The organism is Marinibacterium profundimaris, from assembly GCF_002210095.1.
Taxonomy (GTDB): domain Bacteria; phylum Pseudomonadota; class Alphaproteobacteria; order Rhodobacterales; family Rhodobacteraceae; genus Marinibacterium; species Marinibacterium profundimaris.
On the sequence record NZ_AQQR01000004.1, the window covers coordinates 304494 to 323906 of the forward strand.

Below are 19413 nucleotides of genomic sequence, written 5' to 3' on the forward strand. Positions count from 1 at the left end.
TGATCCCGCAGCGCCTATTTCACAACCTGCAACGCCAACCAAAGGAGCAAGACAATGTTCGGAATTCTCGCCCGCAGCTTTCACACCGCCACCCGGATCGATCCGCCCCGCATGACCGAGCGCCCGGCAAAGGCCCCCAAGGACTGGAACGCGCCGCGTCACTGGACGAAGCCGTCGGTCGCCACCAAGGTCACGCGCCGCCCGTGAGCAGCCTCCCGACGGACGAACCGACCCGAAAGATCGCCAGGGGCGCGGCCCTCACGTTCACGCGCCCCTGACATCCACTCCGGCCCGACACGGGCCCCGCGACACCGCCAACCGGTCGCACAGTCCCGACACATCCGCAGATCACGTCCCTCTCGCCAGCGGCCCGGAAGCGCCTCAGGCCAGGCGTCGCGACGGCCCATGACGAGACGACGAGTATTTTTCCAAAGGTGAAGACACGGGTCCGCGCCCCGCTCCGAAACCCGGGCACCCAGCCCCTGCTTCTTCTTGGTCAAAATACCTCCCGCCGGAGGCTCCCGCGGGGGCCATCGCCCGGCCGCCTGACCGGACGCACCACGCCGCAACCAGGCATGGCCAAGCACCGGCCAGCCCCCGGCGCGCCACGTCCATCCTTCATCTTTGCCCAAATACCTCCCGCCGGAGGCTCCCCACCTCTCCGCCCGCGCGCCATTCGATCAGACGCGCAGCGGCGCCACAGGCTCAGAGGGCGGCGGCCAGCAACTCCCGCGTGTAGGGATGGCTCGGCCGTTCGAAAAGCTCTTCGGCCTCCCCGGCCTCCACGATATCGCCCTGCTTCATCACCAGGATCCGGTGACTCATCGCGCGCACCACCTTCAGGTCGTGGCTGATGAACAGATAGGCCAGCCCGTATTTCCGCTGCAGCCCGCGCAGCAGCTCCACGATCTGCACCTGCACGGTCATGTCCAGCGCCGAGGTCGGCTCGTCCAGCACCAGCAGCTTCGGGCGCAGGACCATGGCCCGCGCGATGGCGATGCGCTGACGTTGCCCGCCCGAGAATTCATGCGGGTAGCGGTCCATCGCCGCGGGGTTCAGCCCGGTCTCCACCATCGCCTCGGCCACCAATTCGCGTTGCGACCGATGCTTGTCGACCTTGTGGATCGTCAGCCCTTCGGAAATGATCTCGGCGCAGGTCATCCGGGGCGAGAGCGAGCCGAACGGGTCCTGGAACACGATCTGCATGTCCTTGCGGATCCGCCGCAGCTCGCCCGTCGACAGCGTCCGCAGGTCCTGATCGCCCAGCCACAGCGGCCCTTCCGACGGGATCAGCCGCATCAGCGCCAGCGCCAGCGTCGTCTTGCCCGAGCCGCTTTCGCCCACGATGCCCAGCGTCTCGCCCGCGCGGACCGAAATCGTGGCGTCGTTCACCGCCTTCACGTGGCCCACCGTGCGCCGCAGAAAGCCGCGCTGGATCGGGAACCAGACCTTCAGGTGCTCCGTGCGCGCCACCTCGTCGGCATCCGGCGCAACCGGTTCGGGGGAGCCGGTGGGTTCGGCCGCCAGCAGTTTCTGCGTATAGGGATGCTGCGGGTTGGAGAAGATTTCCTCCGCCGGCCCCGCCTCGACGATCTCGCCGTCCTTCATGACGCAGACCTTGTCGGCAAAGCGCCGCACGATGCCAAGGTCATGGGTGATGAACAGCAGGCCCATCCCCTCCTCGTCCTTCAGCCGCGCCAGCAGTTCAAGGATCTGGGCCTGGATCGTCACGTCCAGCGCCGTGGTCGGCTCGTCCGCGATCAGGATGTCGGGTTCGTTCGCAAGCGCCATGGCGATCATCACGCGCTGCCGCTGCCCGCCCGACAGCTGGTGCGGATAGGCGTCCAGCCGGGTTTCGGGATCGCGGATGCCGACCTTGGTCATCAGGTCGATGATCCGCGCATCCGCCGCCTTGCCGGTGATGTTCTGGTGCAGCGCCATCACCTCGCCCAGCTGCTTCCTGATCGTATGCAGCGGGTTCAGCGATGTCATCGGCTCCTGGAAGATGAAGCTGATGTCGTTGCCGCGCACCCTGTGCAGCGTTTCCGCCCCCGCGCCGATCATCTCGGTTCCATTGTAGCGCGCCGATCCGCCGACCACCGCGTTTTCGCCCAGAAGCGACACGGTCGACAGCGCCGAGACCGACTTGCCCGAGCCGCTTTCCCCGACCAGCGCCACGGTCTCGCCCCGGTCGACGGAAAAGGACACGCCCTTGACCGCCTGCATCAGCTGGCCGTCCTGGCGGAAGGCGACGGTGAGGTCCTTCACCTCAAGCAATGCGCTCATGAGAAGGTCTTTCGCGGGTCGAAGGCATCGCGCACGCCTTCAAAAATGAAGACAAGCAGCGACAGCATGATTGCAAAGGTGAAAAACGCGGTGAAGGCCAGCCAGGGCGCCTGCAGGTTGTTCTTGGCCTGCAGCGTCAATTCGCCCAGCGACGGCGCCGAGGACGGCAGCCCGAAGCCCAGGAAATCGAGAGAGGCCAGAGAGCCGATCGTGCCGGTGATGATGAAGGGCAGCATCGTGACCGTGGCCACCATGGCGTTGGGCAGCATGTGGCGAAGCATGATGGTCCGGTTGCTGACCCCCAGCGCCCGCGCCGCGCGCACATATTCGAAGTTCCGCGCGCGCAGGAATTCGGCGCGCACCACGCCCACCAGGGCCGTCCAGGAAAACGCGACCAGCAGGATGACCAGCAGCCAGAAACTTCGCCCCAGGATCGCGAACATGATGATGATGATGTAAAGCGAGGGCGTCGCCGACCAGATCTCGATGATGCGCTGGAAGATCAGGTCCAGCCAGCCGCCAAAGAAGCCCTGCACCGCCCCCGCCGCGATCCCGATGATCGAGGCGAAGCCGGTCACGATGATGGTGAACAGGATCGACAGCCGGAAGCCGTAGATCACCCGCGCGAAGACATCGCGCTTGGTGTCGTCGGTGCCCAGCAGGTTGTTGCCCCCGGGCGGCAGCGGCGCCGCGCCCGGGCGTTCGACGGAGGTGTCATAGGAATAGGGGATCGGTGGCCACAGGGTCCAGCCGCGCTCGATCTCCTCGCCATCCACGACACCGGTCTTCGCCTGTTCCATGATCCCCTCGGGATCGTCGAAACAGGCATCCATCCCGCCCGACACGATCAGGCATTCGACCTCCGGATCGCGATAGATCGCCTCGGTCTGGAAATCGCCGCCAAAGGCGGTCTCGGGGTAGAAGTTGAAGATCGGCGTGTAATACTCGCCCCGGTAGCTCACCAGGATCGGCCGGTCATTGGCGATGAACTCGGCGAACAGCGACAGGCCGAAAAGGATCGAGAACAGGATCAGCGAGAAATAGGCCCGCCGGTTGCGTTTGAAATTCCGCCAGCGCCGCTGGTTCAGCGGCGACAGGAACGGCCGCTTGCGGCGCGCCGGGGTGTCCAGTGTCGTCTCGGCCATGCCCTACCCCTGCCGGCTTTCAAAATCGATCCGCGGATCGACCAGCACATACATCAGGTCCGAAATGATGCCCACCACAAGGCCCATCAGGCCGAAGATGAACAGCGTTCCGAAGATCACCGGGTAATCGCGCGCCACCGCCGCCTCGAACCCGAGCCGGCCGAGACCGTCGAGCGAGAAGATCGTCTCGATGATCACCGAGGACCCGAAGAAGATGCCGATGAAGGCCGCCGGGAAGCCGGCGATCACGATCAGCATCGCGTTGCGGAAGACATGGCCGTACAGCACCTGCCGTTCGGAAAGGCCCTTGGCGCGGGCGGTGATGACGTATTGTTTCTTGATCTCGTCGAGGAAGCTGTTCTTCGTCAGCAGCGTCAGCGTGGCAAACGCCGAGATGGTCGAGGCCAGGACCGGCAGCGTGATGTGCCAGAAGTAATCGCCGATCTTGCCCAAAAGGCTCAGCTGCTCCCAGTTGTCCGAGGTCAGCCCCCTGAGCGGGAAGATCTGCCAATATGACCCCCCCGCGAAGAGCACCAGCAGCAGCACGGCAAACAGGAATCCCGGGATCGCGTAGGCCACGATGATGATACCGCTGGTCCAGGTGTCGAACTTCGATCCGTCCTTCACCGCCTTGCCGATGCCCAGCGGGATCGACACCAGATAGGCGATCAGCGTCGACCACAGCCCAAGCGAGATCGACACCGGCAGCTTTTCCACCACCAGCTCGGTCACGCCGATCGACCTGAAATAGCTCTCTCCGAAATCGAAGCGGATGTAATTGCCCAGCATGATCAGGAACCGCTGCACGGGCGGCTTGTCGAACCCGTATTCCTTCTCCAGCTCCTTGATGAATTCCTCGGGCAGACCCCGCGCACCGACATAGCGATCCTCGAAGGCGTTCTCTCCCGCCATCTCGGTGTCGCCCTGCCCGCCGGCAAAGCTGCCGAAGACGTCTCCCTGCCCCTGCGCGCGGGCGATGGCCTGTTCGACCGGCCCGCCGGGGACGAATTGGACCAGCGTGAAGTTGATGATCATGATGCCCAGCAGCGTGGGGATGATCAGCAAAAGCCGCCGGAGAATATAGGCGCCCATGGCTGTGGATTACCTCAGTGCGCCGGCGGCGCGCAGCTCGTCCGCCTTCTCGGCGTCGTACCACCAGAAGTCGAGATAGCCCAGGTCCAGCGGCGGCAGGGTTTCGGGATGCTCGTACTGGTCGTAATAGGCGACCCAGTAGCTGGGGTTGTACCAGACCGGCACCATGAAGAATTCGTAGCGCAGCGCCCGGTCCAGCGCGCGCAGGGCGGTTTCCTCGTCTTCCTTGTTCTCGGCGAAGAGCGCCGCGTTGATGATCGCGTCGACCATCGGGCTGGCCAGCCCGGCCGGGTTGAACACGGAAAACGCCGCCTCGTCCGAACCGAAGCGCTGCATCAGCCCGGTGCCCGCGCCCAGGAAGGACGCGTAGCTGTCGTAGACCATGTCATAGTCGAACTCGCGCTCGCGCAGGGTGTATTGCGACGGGTCGACCTTCTCCAGCTTGGCATCGACGCCCATGGTCACCAGGTTCTTGACATAGTTCTCGACCACGCCGCCCAGCGTGCCCTCGGCGGCGGTGTTGAACAGGAAGGTGATGCTCAGCGGCTCGCCATCGGCGTTGTAGCGCTTGCCATCGTCGCCCACGGGCCAGCCGGCCTCGTCCAGGAGGCCCATGGCGCGGCGCAGGTTGCGCCGGTCGTTCAGCCGCTCGGCATTCGAGCTGTGCGGCATCCGCGCCTCTTCGGTCAGCAGCTCCGGCGGAACGATATCGCCCAGGCTTTCCAGCAGCGCCAGCTCGTCGCCCTCGGGCACGCCGGTGGCCATCAGCGGCGTGTCCTGGCTGAACGAGGCGCGCTGTTCGAACAACCCGTATTGCAGCGATTCGTTTGTCCATTCAAAGTTGTAGCCCAGCGCAAGCGCCTCGCGGATGCGCTTGTCCTGCATGATCTCGCGGCGCAGGTTGAAGACGAAGCCGGTGGGTGTCGGCGGGGTCCCGTCGGGCAGCTCGGCCTTGATGATCTGGCCGTTCTGGACCTTGGGGAAGTTGTAGTTCGACGCCCATTTCTTGCTGTCACCCTCGCTGCGGAAGGTGACCTCGCCGGCCTTGAAGGCCTCGAACGCGGGGGCGTCATCGGCGAAATACTCGATCCGGATACGGTCGAAATTGTGCCGCCCCTGGTTCACCGGCAGATCCCAGCCCCAGTAGTCCGGGTTGCGCTTGTAGACGATGCGATTGTTCACATCGACGCTTTCGATCATGTAGGGGCCGGAGCCGGGCGAGGTTTCGATCCGGCTTTCGTCCAGTCGCGCGCCGGTTTCCTCGTACCATTTCTTGGACCAGACCGGCACGCCGCCGACCTGATCGATCAGGGACCGGCGCGAGATGCCGTCGGTGAAGTAGAATTTCACCGTGTGATCGTCGATCACCTCGGCCTTTGGGATGCGTTTCTTCACCGCCGCGGCATAAGACGGCAGGCCCTGTTCCAGCAGCAGGTTGTGCGAGAAGACCACGTCATGCGCGGTGACGGGCGAGCCATCGGAGAAGGTCGCCTCGGGGCGCATGTGGAAGATGACCCAGGACTTGTCGGCCGGGTATTCGACGCTTTCCGCCAGCAGGCCGTAGGCTTCGCCATAGGCATCGGCCGGCCCGTCGGCGAGCAGGCTTTCGTACATGCTCCAGCTCAGCGATCCGGCGCGGCCCTTGATCGTGTAGGGGTTCATCGAATCGAAGGTGCCAAGCTGCGCGAAAGAGATCTCTCCGCCCTTGGGCGCGTCGGGGTTGACGTAGTCGTAATGTTCGAAATCGGCGGGGTATTTCAGGTCGCCGTAGAAGGAATAGCCGTGGCTTTCGATCATCTCGACTGCGCCGGCCTCGGCCTCTTCGCCCGCAGGAGCCTCGGCCGCGTCCTGCGCCCGCGCCGCCAATGCGCCACCGATCAGCAAAAGCCCCCCCAGCAGCGCGATCCGCATCGTCTGCGCCAGGTCCCATGATATCGCAGGCAGCGCGGTTGTGCCTCGGGCGGCGCCGAGTGCGGAACGTCGTTGGCCACGTCGTGTCATGGGGCTCATCCTCTATGGGCTCTACCGGGTCGAACCGGGATATTATGCATTTGATACTAGGCTAAAAGCCCACAGCGCCAACATTCAAGTGAGTTTCCGTGAATGGCGACGATCTACCCCACGATCAACCAAGGGTTGTTTCGCGCGCGAAACACAACCTGCGGCAACGCACCCCTCCGGTACCGCGACCGCCCGCATGGTCCGCGCGCCACTCCGCAATGCAAGGCCACTCCGCAATGCAAAAAGGCCGCCGCGCCAGTTGCGCGACGGCCTTTTTCGAAACTTGGTGCCTGTCCAGCTTTCCTGGCCGTCGCCGGGATCAACCGCCGATGGTCTGCAGATAGGCGACCAGGTTGGCGCGGTCGTCGATCTTGTTCAGGCCGTTGAAGCTCATGGCCGTGCCGGGCATGTAGTTCGACGGCTTGGTCAGGAATTCGTTCAGCGCCTCCGGCGTCCAGTCGCCACCGTGGCTGGCCATCGCGTCGGAATAGCCGAAGCCGTCGACGCCCCCGATCGGGCGGCCGACCACGTTGTACAACGTCGGGCCGGTGGCATTGGCGCCCTCTTCCAGCTTGTGGCAGGCTTGGCACTTCTTGAAGACGTTGGCGCCCTTGTCCGGATCGGCCGAGGCCAGCACTTCAGAGAAGGCGGGGCCTTCATCGACTTCTTCTTCGGCCGCGTCGTCGGAACCGGTTTCAACCACGTAAGCGGCTTCGCCATGTCCGCCCACATGGTAGATGCCTTCCGCGGCCCAGCCAGCCAGCATGAAGACCAGCAGGGCTCCGCAAAGCGACGCTGCAACCTTGGTGACGGTCATCGTGTCCATGGATCGCCTGTCCTTGTTGATAGGTGTCGGAGGAGTGTCTAAGGCTTCCCCCTCCGTCGTGCAAGGTATAGACACCGCGACCAAACGACCAAACCGCCAGATCGGACACAGACATGACCCGTCGCATCGCCTTCCAGGGAGAACCCGGCGCCTACAGCCATGCCGCCTGCCGCGAAGCGCGGCCCGGATTCGAGGCGCTGCCCTGCCGGTCCTTCGAGGACGTGATCGCGGCCGTGCGCTCGGGCGAGGCCGAACAGGCCATGCTTCCGGTCGAGAATTCGACCTATGGCCGGGTCGCCGACATCCACCGGATGCTGCCGGAATCGGGGCTGCATATCGTCGACGAGGCCTTCGTGCGGGTGCATATCTCGCTGATGGCCCTGCCCGGCGTCCAGATCGAAGAGATCGATACGGTGCATGCCCACCTGGTGCTGATCCCGCAATGCGCCGCGTTCCTGGCGCGGCACGGGATCACGGGCGAGGCCGCCGCCGACAGCGCGGGCGCCGCCGCCGATCTGGCGCGCAGCGGGCAGCGCAACATCGGCGCGCTGGCTTCCGACCTCGCGGCCGAGATCTACGGGCTGGATATCCTGGCCCGCCACATCGAGGATCACGCGCACAACACCACGCGGTTCCTCATCATGACGCGCGAGCCCGACAAGACCCGCCGCAGCGAGAAGATGATCACCACCTTCGTCTTCCAGGTGCGCAACATTCCCGCCGCGCTCTACAAGGCGATGGGCGGGTTCGCGACCAACGGCGTGAACATGACCAAGCTGGAAAGCTACATGGTCAACGGGTCCTTCACGGCCACGCAGTTCTACGCGGATATCGAGGGCCACCCCGACGATCCCAACGTCGCGCTGGCGCTGGACGAGCTGGGCTACTTCACCACCGACCTGCGGATCCTCGGCACCTATCCTGCCGATCCCCGCCGGTAAGACGGTCACACCGGGACGCCTGCGGACCGCATTTTTTCGCAGGCCCCGGCCTTGCCCGGTCGCATGGCTGTCCCGCCGCTGGCCCCGCCCGGGTCCGGGCCGGAAACGCCGCCCTGCGCGGCGCCCGGCAACGACCCTGGCCGCCTGCCCACGCCTTACGCATCCGCGCCCCCGTCCCCTGCGCAACCGGTCCCGCGCCCGCCCTGCGGCAAACGCAGGGAACACCCCCGCGCGAAACCGAGTTAACCTTTCAAGAGGTCGCCCGCATCCGGTCGCGGCCCGGTGTTCTAGGACGTGACCATGAGAGACCCCATCAACCCCGACAAGGTTGCAACGCCGGACGGCATGTCCGCCGTGATCGACGAGATCAACGAGGCGGTCGAGGACGGCGAAACCAATGTCGGCGACCTGCTGGACGCGATGGGGCGGACCTCCTTCGTGCCGGTGCTGATGGTTCCGGCCCTGGCGATCGTGTCGCCGCTGTCGGGGGTGCCGGGGTTTTCAAGCGCCGCCGGCATCCTGATCGCCGTCATCAGCACGCAGCTTCTGATCGGCCGGCGCGGCAAGCTCTGGCTGCCGGGCGTCCTGCGCCGGCGCCGGGTGCCGTCGCGCTGGGTCGAGAAGGTCGCCGACAGTTTGCATGACCCGGCCCGCTGGCTGGACACTCACACGCGCCCGCGCCTGTCCTTCCTGGCCGCCGCGCCGTTCAACCGGGTGATCTATGCGGCCTGCATCTTCTGCGGCCTCTCCATGCCCTTCATGGAGCTGCTGCCCTTCACCTCGTCCATCATGGCGCTGGCGGTGCTGCTGATGTCGCTGACGCTGCTGGTGCGCGACGGGCTCTTCGCGCTGGCCGGCTACCTGGTGATCAGCCTGCTGCTTCTGACGGCGATCATGCTGATCATCTGACGGGGCATTGGTGCGGGCCCGCGCGGTCCGGACCCGGGCATGTCACACTATATATACTGTGATGTAGCAGAGGCTGCCGCCCGGCCGGACTGCCAGGCTCAGGCCGTCTTTGCCTGGTGCCGCTCTTCCAGAGTCTTCGCGTATTCCGCCACGCGCAGCTTGAAGCGCTTGTTCAGCGTCTTCTTTCCCAGCTTCATCGACTGCACCAGCAGCCGGGCCGACAGCGTCTTCGGCTTCAGCTCCACCGAAATCGCCATGCGGGTGCGGGTGGGCGAGCGTTCCTTCAGCTCCATCGTCATCTCGCCGATCAGCCCCTGGCTGTCCGAGGCGAAATGGATGCTTTCGGGCCGGTCGAAGGCCGCCACGACGACGTCGATATCCCGTGTCTTGCCGCGCAGGTCGAACACCGCGTGCCAGGAACAACCGACGCCCGGTTCCGCGCGGGTGTCGGTGCGCTGCACCTGGATCCCGCGGCGAAAGGCCTGACGCTGGTGGGAGTCGAAATCCGCGAGCATATCGAAGACATGCTCGATCGGGGCTTCGACATCTTCCTTGCTCGAGAATTTCATCTGCGCCTGCTCGTGTTTTGCGGAAAGTGTCTGGTCATTCCAGGGTATCTGCAAGCCAGTTCTGCAAAAGGAAATGGGCAATCGCCCCTTTTCGCGCGGGTTTGATGAAGGGATGGGTCCCGGCGAAGGCGTCCATCATGTCCGACCGCGTGACCCAGAGCGCATCTTCAATCTCGACCGGGTCGACGGTGATCTCGCGCGTTTCGGCCCGGCCCCAGCAGCCGAACATCAAAGAGGCCGGGAAGGGCCAGGGCTGCGACGCGAGATACCCGACCTCGCCCACCTTCACGCCGGATTCCTCCCAGACCTCGCGGCGCACGGCGGCCTCCAGCGTCTCGCCCGGTTCGATGAAGCCGGCAAGCAGCGAATACATCCCCTCGGGCCAGCCCGGTGAGCGGCCCATCAGGACGGAATTGCCGTGGGTGATCAGCATGATGACCACGGGGTCCGTGCGCGGGAAGTGATGCGCGCCGCAGGCCGGGCAGGTGCGCTGCCAGCCGCCCTGGGTGATCTCGGACCGGGCGCCGCAGCGGGCGCAGAACGGGTGGATCCCGTGCCAGCCGATCAGCGCCTTGGCGGCGGCGACCAGCTCGGCATGGCGCGGGTTCAGGCGGGTCATCAGCTGGCGCAGCTCGGCAAAGACGTGATCCTCGGGGAAGCCCGGGTAGCGTTGCAGGGAGGTGTCGACAAAATGGTCGAGCGCGCTTTCGTCGATATCGCCGGGCGTCCAGTCCGACAGGTCGGTGGCGAACAAGGGGCCGGTGTCGTCGATGCCCAGCAGGATGGGCCCGCCGATCAGGCTGTCATGCCCGGCCGAGATCACCGGGTGCTGCGTCGTGACGAAGGCCAGCCTGTCGCCATCGGGGCCGCAGACCATGGGCTTGCCGCGCCACATCAGGATCGAGGCGGCATCGGGATGGGCCCGCGCCTCGGCCAGGGCGGCGGGGTTGCCCCGCAGATGCGCCGCCCGGTCCAGCCGGGATCCGCCGAATGTCACCTGTTCCGCCCGTTTCATGCCCGCTCTCCGCCCGTGTCTTCCGGTCTGTCGCCCGCCTGCTGCCCGCTTTTCAGGCACCCGGGTCAGGGCCCTGGGTCCGCCTGCGCCGGTGCGCTGTCGATGGCACTTCTGCCGGGACATTTCAATCGCCGAGACCCGTGGCGGCCGGATCCGCGGCGTGATCGCTGCGGTCGGCCTTGCCTGCGCCCTCCCGTCGCTTGACAGGGCGCGGCCATCGGGCTGTAGTTGACGCCGGGGCAGGGAAAGCACATCCTCGCAAGCCCCCGAAAGGCATAGGTTTCATGGCCCGGCCAGACGCTCTGGACCCCACCGCCCCGGCCGACACGCGCCCGGACCGGGAAGCCGGCAGCGTCGGGCTGCGGATCCTGGCGACGACCGATCTGCACATGCATCTGTGCGCGCACAACTACTATACCGACAGCCCCGACCCGGCGAGCGGCCTGACCCGCACCGCCAGCCTGATCCGCGCCGCCCGGGCCGAGGCGGAGGCCCAGGGCCGCGCGGTGCTTCTGCTGGATAACGGCGACAGCCTGCAGGGCACGCCGCTGGGCGATGTCTGGGTCGCCGAGCACGGCGGATCCGCCGGCGCGGTGCACCCGTTGATGCAGGCCTTCGCAGCGCTTGGCTACGATGCGATCGGGCTGGGCAACCACGATTTCGATTTCGGCCCCGAGATGCTGATGCGGATCCTGCGCGACGCGCCCTGCCCCGTGATCTCGACCAACCTGCGGGGCGAGACGGGGCCGATCCGCCGGGACCTGCGGCTGGAGGTCGCGGTGCCCGGCGAAGAGGCGATCCGCGTCGGGCTGCTCAGCGTGCTGCCGCCGCAGACGGCGCTGTGGAACGCCCATCACGTGGCCAACCGGTTCGAGATCGACGACATGGTCGAGGCCGTGCGCGAGGGTGCGGCGCGGCTGAAGGCCGGGGGCTGCGACCTGGTGATCGTGCTGGCCCATACCGGGCTGGGTGCCGAGGATCCCGGCGCCGGGGCCGAGAACGCGGCGATCCCGATCGCCGGACTGGCGCAGGTCGACGCGGTCGTGGCGGGCCACACCCATCAGCAGCTGCCCGGGCCCGCGCACCAGGGCCTTGACGCGGTCAACGCCGGGCGCGGCACGATCCATGGCCGGCCGGTGGTGATGCCGGGCTCGGCCGGATCGCACCTGGGGGTGATGGATCTTCGGCTGCGGCGGGGGGCCGGCGGCTGGCAGCTGGACGGCGCAACGGTGGCGCTGCGGGGGATCAACGGCGCCGACCCGGCAGAGACCGATGCGCCGACGCCCGAGGACCCGTCGCTCACCCGCCTGCTGGGTCCGGTGCACGAGGCCACGCGCAGCGCGCTGGACCAGCCCGTCGGCCGTGTGCCGCGACGGTTGCACAGCTACTTCAGCCTCTTCGGTCCGGATCACGGCCTGGCGCTTGTCGCCGATGCCCAGGCCGCGGCGGTGCGTCCGGCGGTGGACGCGGCCGGGCTTGACTCGGTGCCGCTGTTGTCGGCCGTGGCGCCCTGCAAGTTCGGCGCCCGCGCCGGGGCGGCCGCCTTCACCGATGTGCCCGGCGGGCCCGCCACCCTGCGGCACGTGTCGGACCTGCATGTCTACCGCAACGAGCTGCGCGTCGTGCGGCTGAGCGGCGCGCAGGTGCTGGACTGGCTGGAGATGTCGGCGAGCCTGCTGTCGCAGATCGCGCCCGGGGCGGCCGATCAGCCGCTGATCCCGCAGGATATCGCGGGCTACAACTTCGACGTGATCCACGGGCTGGACTACGTCATCGACCCCACGCGTCCGGCCCGCTACGCGCCCGACGGTCGTCTGCGGGATGCGGGCGCGCGGCGCGTCACAGGGGCCTGGCTGGACGGCGCAGAGCTGCATCCCGGGGCCGACCTGCTGGTGGTGGCCAACAGTTACCGCGTCGGCGGCGGCGGCAATTTCGCGGCCCTGCGCGGCGCGGACCAGGTGCCCGTCGCCCCGACCGAGCTGCGCGAGGCGGTGGCCGATCACATCCGCACCGATCCCGCGCCAGGCTTTGCCCCGCCCTGGCGGCTGACCGCCCCGCCGGGCACCCGGGCGCTGGCTCGTACCGGCCCCGCCGCGCGCGCCCTGCTGGACGAAATCGCCCCGCTGGCGCCGGAAGACCTGGGACTGGAGCCCGACGGGTTCCTGCAGCTGCGCCTGCGGTTCTGATCGCCCGGCCAGCGCCCGTCGCCCGCAGGGCCGATCTGCTCCCGCGGCCAACGCAACGGTTGCATTCCGCCGCCGGGATCCCTAGATAACCCATCGAGAGGTTGGCGCGGGCGAGCGCCTCGCCAACCCGGTCAGGTCCGGAAGGAAGCAGCCGTAACGAGCCCCGCTTGGGTCGTTGTCCAGCCTCTCACCTTTCCCCCCGCTTGGCATGCCCGATCATCGCTTTGATATCGGGGCATCTGCCGGGGGGCCTTTGCCGAATACTGCCGCCGCCGCCAGCGCGATGTCCCACGCGTGGGACACGGGTCGCCCTGCTTGAAATCAACGGGTTACAGCGGCGCATTTACCATTGGTTCACGATTTCGCCCATGCAAAAGGCCCCGCCTTCGCCACCCCGCGCCGCGGCCAGCGCGCGTCTCGCGGGGTGGGTGGGCGGGAGCGGGACGCGCGCTGGTCGCGCCCCGCCACGGGCGCCTCCGGTCAGGCGGCGGGGCTCTCCACCACCTGGCCCGGATGGCGTTCGGCCCAGTCGGCGAGGAAGGCCATCATCGCCGCCTCGCCCTGAATCGACAGCGCCCCGCGCGGCAGGGCCACGCCGTGGCGCAACGCCTGCTCCATGCAGTCGATGTGATCGCGCGCCGCGCGCTGCGGGGCGTTCATCGACCCGTGCAGGATCGTCTCGAACAGGGTTCCGCCAAAGCCGTTCACATGGCCCAGGTCCGGACCCTGCGACAGGAAGAAGGCAAAAACCTCCCCCAACCCCTCCCAGCCTGACAGCATCAGCGGCGTCAGCCCCATCTCGTCCGTGGCATTGGTGTCGAACCCCATCTCCACCAGCCGGCGCATGTGCGGCAGGGCCCCGGGCCTCCCCGCCATGCGGCAGAGCAGCCGGCGCGCCTCGTCCGAGAGCAGCGCCATGTCGATCCAGTCGCGGGAGCCTTGCGTGCCGTCGGCGGCGCGCGCCAGCTGCGCCTCGGCCGCGGTCAGGGACGTGTCGCCGCCCGCCCGGGCGATGGCCCCGGCCACTGGCCCGTTGCCATGCATCCGCGCCAGCGCATAGGCCGTGTGGCCGAAGAACCGCGCCGAGAGATCGGCACCATGCGCGATCAACAGCTCTGCCGTCGCGCCCGAACACATCCGCCGTGCCGCCTGGTGCAGCGCCCCAGCCACCAGCGCGGGTTCGCCCGAGGGATGACCAGCCGGCAGCTCGGCCGGGTCGGCCCCGGCGGCCAGCAGCAGCGCCACCGCCTCGCGGTCGTCGAAATCCAGCGCCCGCAGCAGCGCATTGGTGCCCTCTGGCCGCGCGCCATGGGCCAGCAGCAGGCGCAGCCCGCCGCGATGGCCCAGTTCGGTCGCGTGGTAGAGCGACTCGTTGTCATTGGGGTCGGCGCCGTGATCCAGCAGCCATTCGCCCAGCGCCATGTTGTTGCCGTGGCCGATCGCCCCGTAGAGCACCGAGAGCCGGTGATCGCTGCCGTCGCCCGCCGGGATGCTGTCGTCCACATCCGCGCCGGCGGCCAGAAGCGCCTCGGCCACGGCGAGCATGTCGGCCTCTTCCCCGCCGCAGAGATGGTAGCGCGAGAAGGCCAGATCCGCGATCGGCCGGCGCCCCGCCACCGCGCGGGTCGCGGCATCCGGATCGCGCGACAGGCGGCGGCGCACCTCGGCCACGTCATAGGTGGCGCAGGCCAGCGCCAGCGTGTCACGCCCCAGCGCGGGATCTTCGGAGAGCAGCGCCTCGATCGCCCAGCGGCGGCCCTGTTCCAGGGCCTGGCCCAGCTGGCGGGCGCGCGCGGCCCGGTCGAGCGCGCGGGCCTCTTCGGCGAATTTCAACCTGGGCCAGCTGTCGTGCCCGGCCTCGCGGGCGATCACGTGCAGCGCGTCGGCATGGCGCAGCGCGGTCGCGCCGGGGAGGACGGCATGGACGCGGGCCCGCGCCTCGGGCGCGCCGGCGTCGAAGGATTTGCGCAGCGCCTTGGCGGCACGACGCAGGTATTGCGTGGAATCAGTCATCGGTATCCCTCACCACAGGCCCGATGGTCCGCTGTCCGGGCAGGAGATCAACCGAAAGGATGTCGTCCGTCGATGTCGGGGGTGCCGATACGGCTGTCCGCGGACCCGGATGCCGCCCCCGGGGCGGCTGCGCTCTTGCTAGCCGCTGATGCGCCTCGTGACAAGTCCCATGGCAGGTCCCGCGCCGACGGCCCGCCGGATGCCCCGCCCGCGCGTGTTCCGCTTGCGGAGCCCCCGGCCAAGCCGGTAGCCTGCCGCTGTCCCCGCGAAGGAAGCCCCATGACCGATCAGCCTGCCTACCAGGTACTCGCCCGCAAGTACCGCCCCGAGACCTTTGCCGATCTCGTCGGCCAGGATGCGATGGTGCGCACGCTGAAGAACGCCTTCGAGGCGGACCGCATCGCGCAGGCCTTCATCATGACCGGCATCCGGGGCACCGGGAAGACCACGACGGCGCGGATCATCGCGAAGGGGATGAACTGCATCGGCCCCGACGGCACCGGCGGGCCGACGACGGAGCCCTGCGGGCAATGCGAACATTGCAAGGCGATCATGGAGGGCCGGCACGTCGACGTGCTGGAGATGGACGCCGCCAGCCGCACCGGCGTGAACGACATCCGCGAGATCATCGATTCAGTGCGCTATCGCGCCGCCTCGGCCCGCTACAAGATCTACATCATCGACGAGGTCCACATGCTCTCGACCAGCGCCTTCAACGCGCTGCTCAAGACGCTGGAGGAGCCGCCCGAGCACGTGAAGTTCATCTTCGCCACGACCGAGATCCGCAAGGTGCCCGTCACGGTGCTGTCGCGCTGCCAGCGGTTCGATCTGCGCCGGATCGAGCCGGAAGACATGGCCGGGCTGCTGAAGCGGATCGCGACGGCCGAGGGCGCAGAGATCGCCGAGGATGCGCTGGGGCTGATCATCCGGGCGGCCGAGGGCTCGGCCCGGGATGCGACCTCGCTGCTGGACCAGGCGATTTCGCATGGCGCCGGAGAGACGACGGCCGAGCAGGTGCGCGCCATGCTGGGGCTGGCCGATCGCGGCCGGGTGCTGGACCTGATGGACATGATCCTGACCGGCGATGCTGCCGGTGCGCTGACCGAGCTGGGCGCGCAATATGCCGATGGGGCCGACCCGCTGGCGGTGCTGCGGGACCTGGCGGAGATCACGCATTGGGTTTCGGTCGTGAAGATCACGCCGGACGCGGCCGAGGACCCGACGGTCAGCCCGGACGAGCGCGAGCGCGGCCGCGCCATGGCCGAGAACCTGCCGATGCGGGTGCTGACGCGCATGTGGCAGATGCTGCTCAAGGCGCTGGAAGAGGTCGCCGCCGCGCCCAACGCGATGATGGCCGCCGAGATGGCGGTGATCCGGCTGACCCACGTGGCCGACCTGCCTTCGCCCGAGGAGCTGGTGCGCCGCATCCGCGAGACGCCCCAGTCTGGCCCCGGCCCCGCGCCCAATGGCGGCGGTGGCGGCGTGGCCCCCTCCGGCCCGGAGACCCGGGCCGAGACGCGCCCACCCGCCGTGCCCTCAGGCCGCGCGGGCGGCAGCGGAAGGGGACATGCCGGCCCCGCCACCGCACGGGCGCTGGCCCCGGACGAGGCGCTGGCCCATTACACGACATTCGAGCGGGTGGTGGAGCTGATCCGCTCCAACCGCGACGTGAAGCTTCTGGTGGAGGTCGAGAGCGGCGTAAGGCTGGTGTCATACAGCCCCGGCCGGATCGAGTTCTGCCCCGCCCCCGGCGCGCCCGCCGACCTGGCGCAGCGCCTGGGCGGCAAGCTGCAAAGCTGGACCGGCAACCGCTGGGCCGTGATCGTCACCAGCGAGGGCGGCGCGCCGAGCATCGCCGAGGTGCGCGACGCCGAACGCCTGGCGATGGAGGCCGAGGCCGAGGAAAGCGAGCTGATCCGAGCTGTCCGCGCGCATTTCCCCACCGCGAAGATCACCGACATCCGCACCCGCGCCCAGCTGACCGCCGAAGCCGAGACCGAGGCGCTGCCCGAGGTCAGCGAGGAATGGGATCCGTTCGAGGACGAGTGAGGCGGCCCCGAGGAGCCCCATGTTGAAATGACGCTCGGTTCGGTTAACCTCGCAAGAGAGTAACCAGTGACATTCCCCGAAACGGGAGAACTACCGATGCGGCCCACCCCCGAGACATTGCGCCCCGAGAGAACAGGCCCGGAGCATAGGGGCCTTTCCGGTCTTAGGTGGCTTGCCGGTCTCGCGGCCCTGGCTCTGCCCGCCGCGGCGCTGGCCGACTGCACCGAGATGGTCGATCTCGACCGCGAGAGCGCAGCCGAGATGTTGGCGGCGATGGTCTCGCCCGAGGTGTCGGCGCTGGACCAGCTCTTTGCCTTCGAGGACCTGATGTGCGCCGGCCAGCCCGGCCTGCGCGAGCTGGCCCTGCGCACCGCCAGCCTGTCGGAGAACCCGGTGATCCGGGGCCAGGTGCTGATTCGGTCGATCTTCGAGACGGAGATCCTGACCATCCGCCTCGACCAGCCGGAAGAGCCCACCGAGACCCAGGCCGAACGGCTGGCCTCGGACCCGATGATATCTCTGCCGGTGCGCTACCGCGATCCCGCGCAGGGCTGCATGAGCTTCGTGGACCGCGGGATCTGCGACGCATCTTCGCTGGCCACGGTCTTCGGCACGACGCTGGATATCTCGATCTCCAGCGGGTCGCCCAAGCTTGTCGGCTCCTTTGCCTACGAACATGGCGACCGGCTGAACGGGCAGGTCACGCTTGACGGCGCGACCTACCCGGCGTGGATCGCGCTATACTGACCATGATCCGACAAAGGGGAGACCGCCATGATCCGACTGGCCCTTGCCATGAGCCTGCTGACACTGCCCATCCTGGCGCGGGCGCAATGCGCCGAGCTGGTCCCGCTTGACCGGGACGAGGCGCGGCAGATGATGTCGGTCATGATGGCGCCCGAAGCCGACCCGCTGGAACAGCTCTTTGCTTTCGAGGACCTGATGTGCGCCGACGAGCCGGTGCTGCGCAACATGGCGCTGCGCACCGGTGCCAGCTCGCCCAGTGCGGATGTGCGCGGCCAGATCCTGATGCGGTCGCTGTTCGAGAAGGTTGTGCTGCAGATCGAGCTGGGCGAAGGCGAGCCGGTGGACCCGAAATACCGCCGGAACCTGCGCGAGCCTGGCGTCATGACGCTGGACGTCGTGTATAGAGATCCCGCGCGCGGCTGCATGTCTTTCGACGCGGGGGCCGGAGGGGCCTGTTCCGCCAGTTCGATCGCCGAATTTTCCGGCACGACCATGACGATGAAGGTCGATCGCAGCCCGCGCAAGTTCCTGCTTACCGGCCGGTTCGACTACGATCACGGTGACACGGTCGAAGGCAAAGTGGTCTTTAACGACGTCCGGTATCCCGCCACGATCCGCTTGTTCTGAGGACTAGTCCCTTGCACAATTTCCTGCCTCCTTTCGCCGCGCTTCTGGCCACCCTGACCCTGTTCACCGCCTCCGAGGCCGGCGCACAGGCGCAATGCGCGCAGGTGCAGCAGTTCACGCGGGATGAGACCCGCGAGTTGATGTCGCTTATGGTCGCGCCCGAGGCGGATCCGCTGGAGCAGCTTTTTGCCTTCGAGGACCTGATGTGCGCGTCCAACCCGGTGGTGCGCAACATGGCGCTGAAGGCCGGCGCGAGCTCGGGCAGCGCGGACGTGCGCAGCCAGATCCTGTTCCGCGCCCTGACGCAGCAGCAGATCATCCGCGTGGAGCTGGGGGACGGACGCAAGCCCGACGGCACCTCGGGCGAGTTCAGCAGCCGGGTGCTTGAACTGCCGGTGAGCGCGACAAATGACGTGGCGGGCTCCATCTCTTTCCAGGCGCCCGGCGGGGCCGCGTGCAATCAGAACCACCATCTGCAATTGATGGGATCGGGAATCCGTGTTTACAACCTGATCAACCTGGGCGGCCGATGGCAGCTTCTGAGCGGAGACATGGCATATTCCCACGGGGATGCCATCGAAGGCGAGCTTAGATTCATTGATACGGTCTACCCGGCGACGATCAAACTCTTCTGAAGGAACACGACATGCTTAAAGGACTCGGCGGACTTGGCGACATGGCCAAGATGATGAAGGCCGCGCAGGACATGCAGACCAAGATGGGCGAGCTGCAGGAGCAGATGGCCGAAATGACGGTCGACGGCGAATCCGGCGCGGGCCTGGTGAAGGTCACCGCCTCGCTCAAGGGCGAGCTGAAATCGCTGGACATCGATCCGTCGATCCTGGGCGGCGACGACAAGGAAGTGGTCGAGGACCTGATCCTTGCCGCGATCAAGGACGCGCAGGCCAAGGCCGCGGAAGGGCAGCAGGAAGAGATGGCCAAGCTGACCGAAAGCCTCGGGCTGCCCAAGGACATGAAGCTGCCGTTCTGAGGCAGCTTCGGTCCAC

Annotated in this window: 17 protein-coding genes and 1 other RNA gene; 10 read left to right on the top strand and 8 right to left on the bottom strand. The window is 67.5% G+C overall.

Annotated elements, in window-relative coordinates:
• Positions 1–54: 54 nt before the first annotated feature.
• Positions 55–207, top strand: a complete 153-nt coding sequence (locus ATO3_RS28825; protein WP_158217954.1) for a hypothetical protein — start codon at positions 55–57, stop codon at positions 205–207.
• Between the two features lie 498 nt (positions 208–705).
• On the opposite strand, the gene ATO3_RS12530 is transcribed toward ATO3_RS28825, so the two are convergent.
• From ATO3_RS12530 to ATO3_RS12550, 5 genes are all read right to left on the bottom strand, one after another.
• On the bottom strand, positions 706–2286 hold the full coding sequence (locus ATO3_RS12530; RefSeq protein ID WP_088650198.1) for an ABC transporter ATP-binding protein: 1581 nt from the start codon (positions 2284–2286) through the stop codon (positions 706–708).
• On the bottom strand, positions 2283–3431 hold the full coding sequence (locus tag ATO3_RS12535) for an ABC transporter permease (protein ID WP_088650199.1): 1149 nt from the start codon (positions 3429–3431) through the stop codon (positions 2283–2285). Before ATO3_RS12535 ends, ATO3_RS12530 begins: the two co-directional genes overlap by 4 nt.
• Positions 3432–3434: 3 nt before the next feature.
• Positions 3435–4523 (bottom strand): microcin C ABC transporter permease YejB, encoded by a 1089-nt coding sequence (locus ATO3_RS12540; RefSeq protein ID WP_088650200.1) that lies wholly within the window; start codon positions 4521–4523, stop codon positions 3435–3437.
• A 9-nt stretch (positions 4524–4532) separates the two neighbouring features.
• Positions 4533–6524, bottom strand: coding sequence for an extracellular solute-binding protein (locus ATO3_RS12545; protein ID WP_408630812.1), 1992 nt, complete (start codon positions 6522–6524; stop codon positions 4533–4535).
• Positions 6525–6843: 319 nt separating this feature from the next.
• Positions 6844–7350 carry a c-type cytochrome gene (locus ATO3_RS12550; RefSeq protein ID WP_088650202.1) on the bottom strand — a complete coding sequence of 169 codons (507 nt, stop codon included), beginning with the start codon at positions 7348–7350 and terminating at the stop codon, positions 6844–6846.
• 113 nt (positions 7351–7463) lie between these two features.
• Here ATO3_RS12550 and ATO3_RS12555 point away from each other — a divergent pair, with 113 nt between their 5' ends.
• Positions 7464–8291, top strand: coding sequence for a prephenate dehydratase (locus tag ATO3_RS12555; protein ID WP_088650203.1), 828 nt, complete (start codon positions 7464–7466; stop codon positions 8289–8291).
• A gap of 300 nt (positions 8292–8591) precedes the next feature.
• Positions 8592–9200, top strand: a complete 609-nt coding sequence (locus tag ATO3_RS12560; RefSeq protein ID WP_233152125.1) for an exopolysaccharide biosynthesis protein — start codon at positions 8592–8594, stop codon at positions 9198–9200.
• A gap of 98 nt (positions 9201–9298) precedes the next feature.
• Here ATO3_RS12560 and ATO3_RS12565 read toward each other — a convergent pair whose 3' ends face one another.
• Together ATO3_RS12565 and nudC are read right to left on the bottom strand one after the other, a co-directional pair.
• The gene (locus ATO3_RS12565; RefSeq protein ID WP_088650204.1) at positions 9299–9769 is read right to left on the bottom strand and encodes an SRPBCC family protein; all 471 of its coding nucleotides are present in this window, start codon (positions 9767–9769) and stop codon (positions 9299–9301) included.
• A 34-nt stretch (positions 9770–9803) separates the two neighbouring features.
• Positions 9804–10784: an NAD(+) diphosphatase gene (gene nudC / locus ATO3_RS12570; protein ID WP_088650205.1), complete on the bottom strand. Its 981-nt coding sequence runs from the start codon at positions 10782–10784 to the stop codon at positions 9804–9806.
• 284 nt (positions 10785–11068) lie between these two features.
• Here nudC and ATO3_RS12575 point away from each other — a divergent pair, with 284 nt between their 5' ends.
• Both ATO3_RS12575 and ffs read left to right on the top strand, forming a co-directional pair.
• On the top strand, positions 11069–12970 hold the full coding sequence (locus ATO3_RS12575) for a 5'-nucleotidase C-terminal domain-containing protein (protein WP_088650206.1): 1902 nt from the start codon (positions 11069–11071) through the stop codon (positions 12968–12970).
• Between the two features lie 95 nt (positions 12971–13065).
• Positions 13066–13162, top strand: an RNA gene (gene ffs / locus ATO3_RS12580) — signal recognition particle sRNA small type.
• Between the two features lie 288 nt (positions 13163–13450).
• Here ffs and ATO3_RS12585 read toward each other — a convergent pair.
• Positions 13451–14983, bottom strand: coding sequence for an ankyrin repeat domain-containing protein (locus ATO3_RS12585; protein WP_088650207.1), 1533 nt, complete (start codon positions 14981–14983; stop codon positions 13451–13453).
• Between the two features lie 279 nt (positions 14984–15262).
• Between ATO3_RS12585 and ATO3_RS12590 the strand changes: the two genes are divergently transcribed.
• The 5 genes from ATO3_RS12590 (at position 15263) to ATO3_RS12610 (ending at position 19397) form a co-directional block, all read left to right on the top strand.
• A complete protein-coding gene (locus tag ATO3_RS12590; protein ID WP_088650208.1) occupies positions 15263–17032 on the top strand; it encodes a DNA polymerase III subunit gamma/tau in 1770 nt (589 codons plus the stop codon).
• A 96-nt stretch (positions 17033–17128) separates the two neighbouring features.
• The gene (locus ATO3_RS12595) at positions 17129–17779 is read left to right on the top strand and encodes a hypothetical protein (RefSeq protein WP_143747268.1); all 651 of its coding nucleotides are present in this window, start codon (positions 17129–17131) and stop codon (positions 17777–17779) included.
• 27 nt (positions 17780–17806) lie between these two features.
• Positions 17807–18406: a hypothetical protein gene (locus tag ATO3_RS12600; protein WP_088650210.1), complete on the top strand. Its 600-nt coding sequence runs from the start codon at positions 17807–17809 to the stop codon at positions 18404–18406.
• Positions 18407–18417: 11 nt separating this feature from the next.
• Positions 18418–19041, top strand: coding sequence for a hypothetical protein (locus tag ATO3_RS12605; protein ID WP_088650211.1), 624 nt, complete (start codon positions 18418–18420; stop codon positions 19039–19041).
• An 11-nt stretch (positions 19042–19052) separates the two neighbouring features.
• Positions 19053–19397: a YbaB/EbfC family nucleoid-associated protein gene (locus ATO3_RS12610; RefSeq protein ID WP_088650212.1), complete on the top strand. Its 345-nt coding sequence runs from the start codon at positions 19053–19055 to the stop codon at positions 19395–19397.
• The last annotated feature ends 16 nt before the right edge of the window (positions 19398–19413 follow it).

Excerpts from the sequence above, each read along its gene's own strand:
- ATO3_RS28825 (WP_158217954.1), top strand. The coding sequence starts at position 55 with ATGTTCGGAATTCTCGCCCGCAGCTTTCACACCGCCACCCGGATCGAT.
- ATO3_RS12530 (WP_088650198.1), bottom strand. The coding sequence starts at position 2,286 with ATGAGCGCATTGCTTGAGGTGAAGGACCTCACCGTCGCCTTCCGCCAG.
- ATO3_RS12535 (WP_088650199.1), bottom strand. The coding sequence starts at position 3,431 with ATGGCCGAGACGACACTGGACACCCCGGCGCGCCGCAAGCGGCCGTTC.
- ATO3_RS12540 (WP_088650200.1), bottom strand. The coding sequence starts at position 4,523 with ATGGGCGCCTATATTCTCCGGCGGCTTTTGCTGATCATCCCCACGCTG.
- ATO3_RS12545 (WP_408630812.1), bottom strand. The coding sequence starts at position 6,524 with ATGACACGACGTGGCCAACGACGTTCCGCACTCGGCGCCGCCCGAGGC.
- ATO3_RS12550 (WP_088650202.1), bottom strand. The coding sequence starts at position 7,350 with ATGGACACGATGACCGTCACCAAGGTTGCAGCGTCGCTTTGCGGAGCC.
- ATO3_RS12555 (WP_088650203.1), top strand. The coding sequence starts at position 7,464 with ATGACCCGTCGCATCGCCTTCCAGGGAGAACCCGGCGCCTACAGCCAT.
- ATO3_RS12560 (WP_233152125.1), top strand. The coding sequence starts at position 8,592 with ATGAGAGACCCCATCAACCCCGACAAGGTTGCAACGCCGGACGGCATG.
- ATO3_RS12565 (WP_088650204.1), bottom strand. The coding sequence starts at position 9,769 with ATGAAATTCTCGAGCAAGGAAGATGTCGAAGCCCCGATCGAGCATGTC.
- nudC (WP_088650205.1), bottom strand. The coding sequence starts at position 10,784 with ATGAAACGGGCGGAACAGGTGACATTCGGCGGATCCCGGCTGGACCGG.
- ATO3_RS12575 (WP_088650206.1), top strand. The coding sequence starts at position 11,069 with ATGGCCCGGCCAGACGCTCTGGACCCCACCGCCCCGGCCGACACGCGC.
- ATO3_RS12585 (WP_088650207.1), bottom strand. The coding sequence starts at position 14,983 with ATGACTGATTCCACGCAATACCTGCGTCGTGCCGCCAAGGCGCTGCGC.
- ATO3_RS12590 (WP_088650208.1), top strand. The coding sequence starts at position 15,263 with ATGACCGATCAGCCTGCCTACCAGGTACTCGCCCGCAAGTACCGCCCC.
- ATO3_RS12595 (WP_143747268.1), top strand. The coding sequence starts at position 17,129 with ATGCGGCCCACCCCCGAGACATTGCGCCCCGAGAGAACAGGCCCGGAG.
- ATO3_RS12600 (WP_088650210.1), top strand. The coding sequence starts at position 17,807 with ATGATCCGACTGGCCCTTGCCATGAGCCTGCTGACACTGCCCATCCTG.
- ATO3_RS12610 (WP_088650212.1), top strand. The coding sequence starts at position 19,053 with ATGCTTAAAGGACTCGGCGGACTTGGCGACATGGCCAAGATGATGAAG.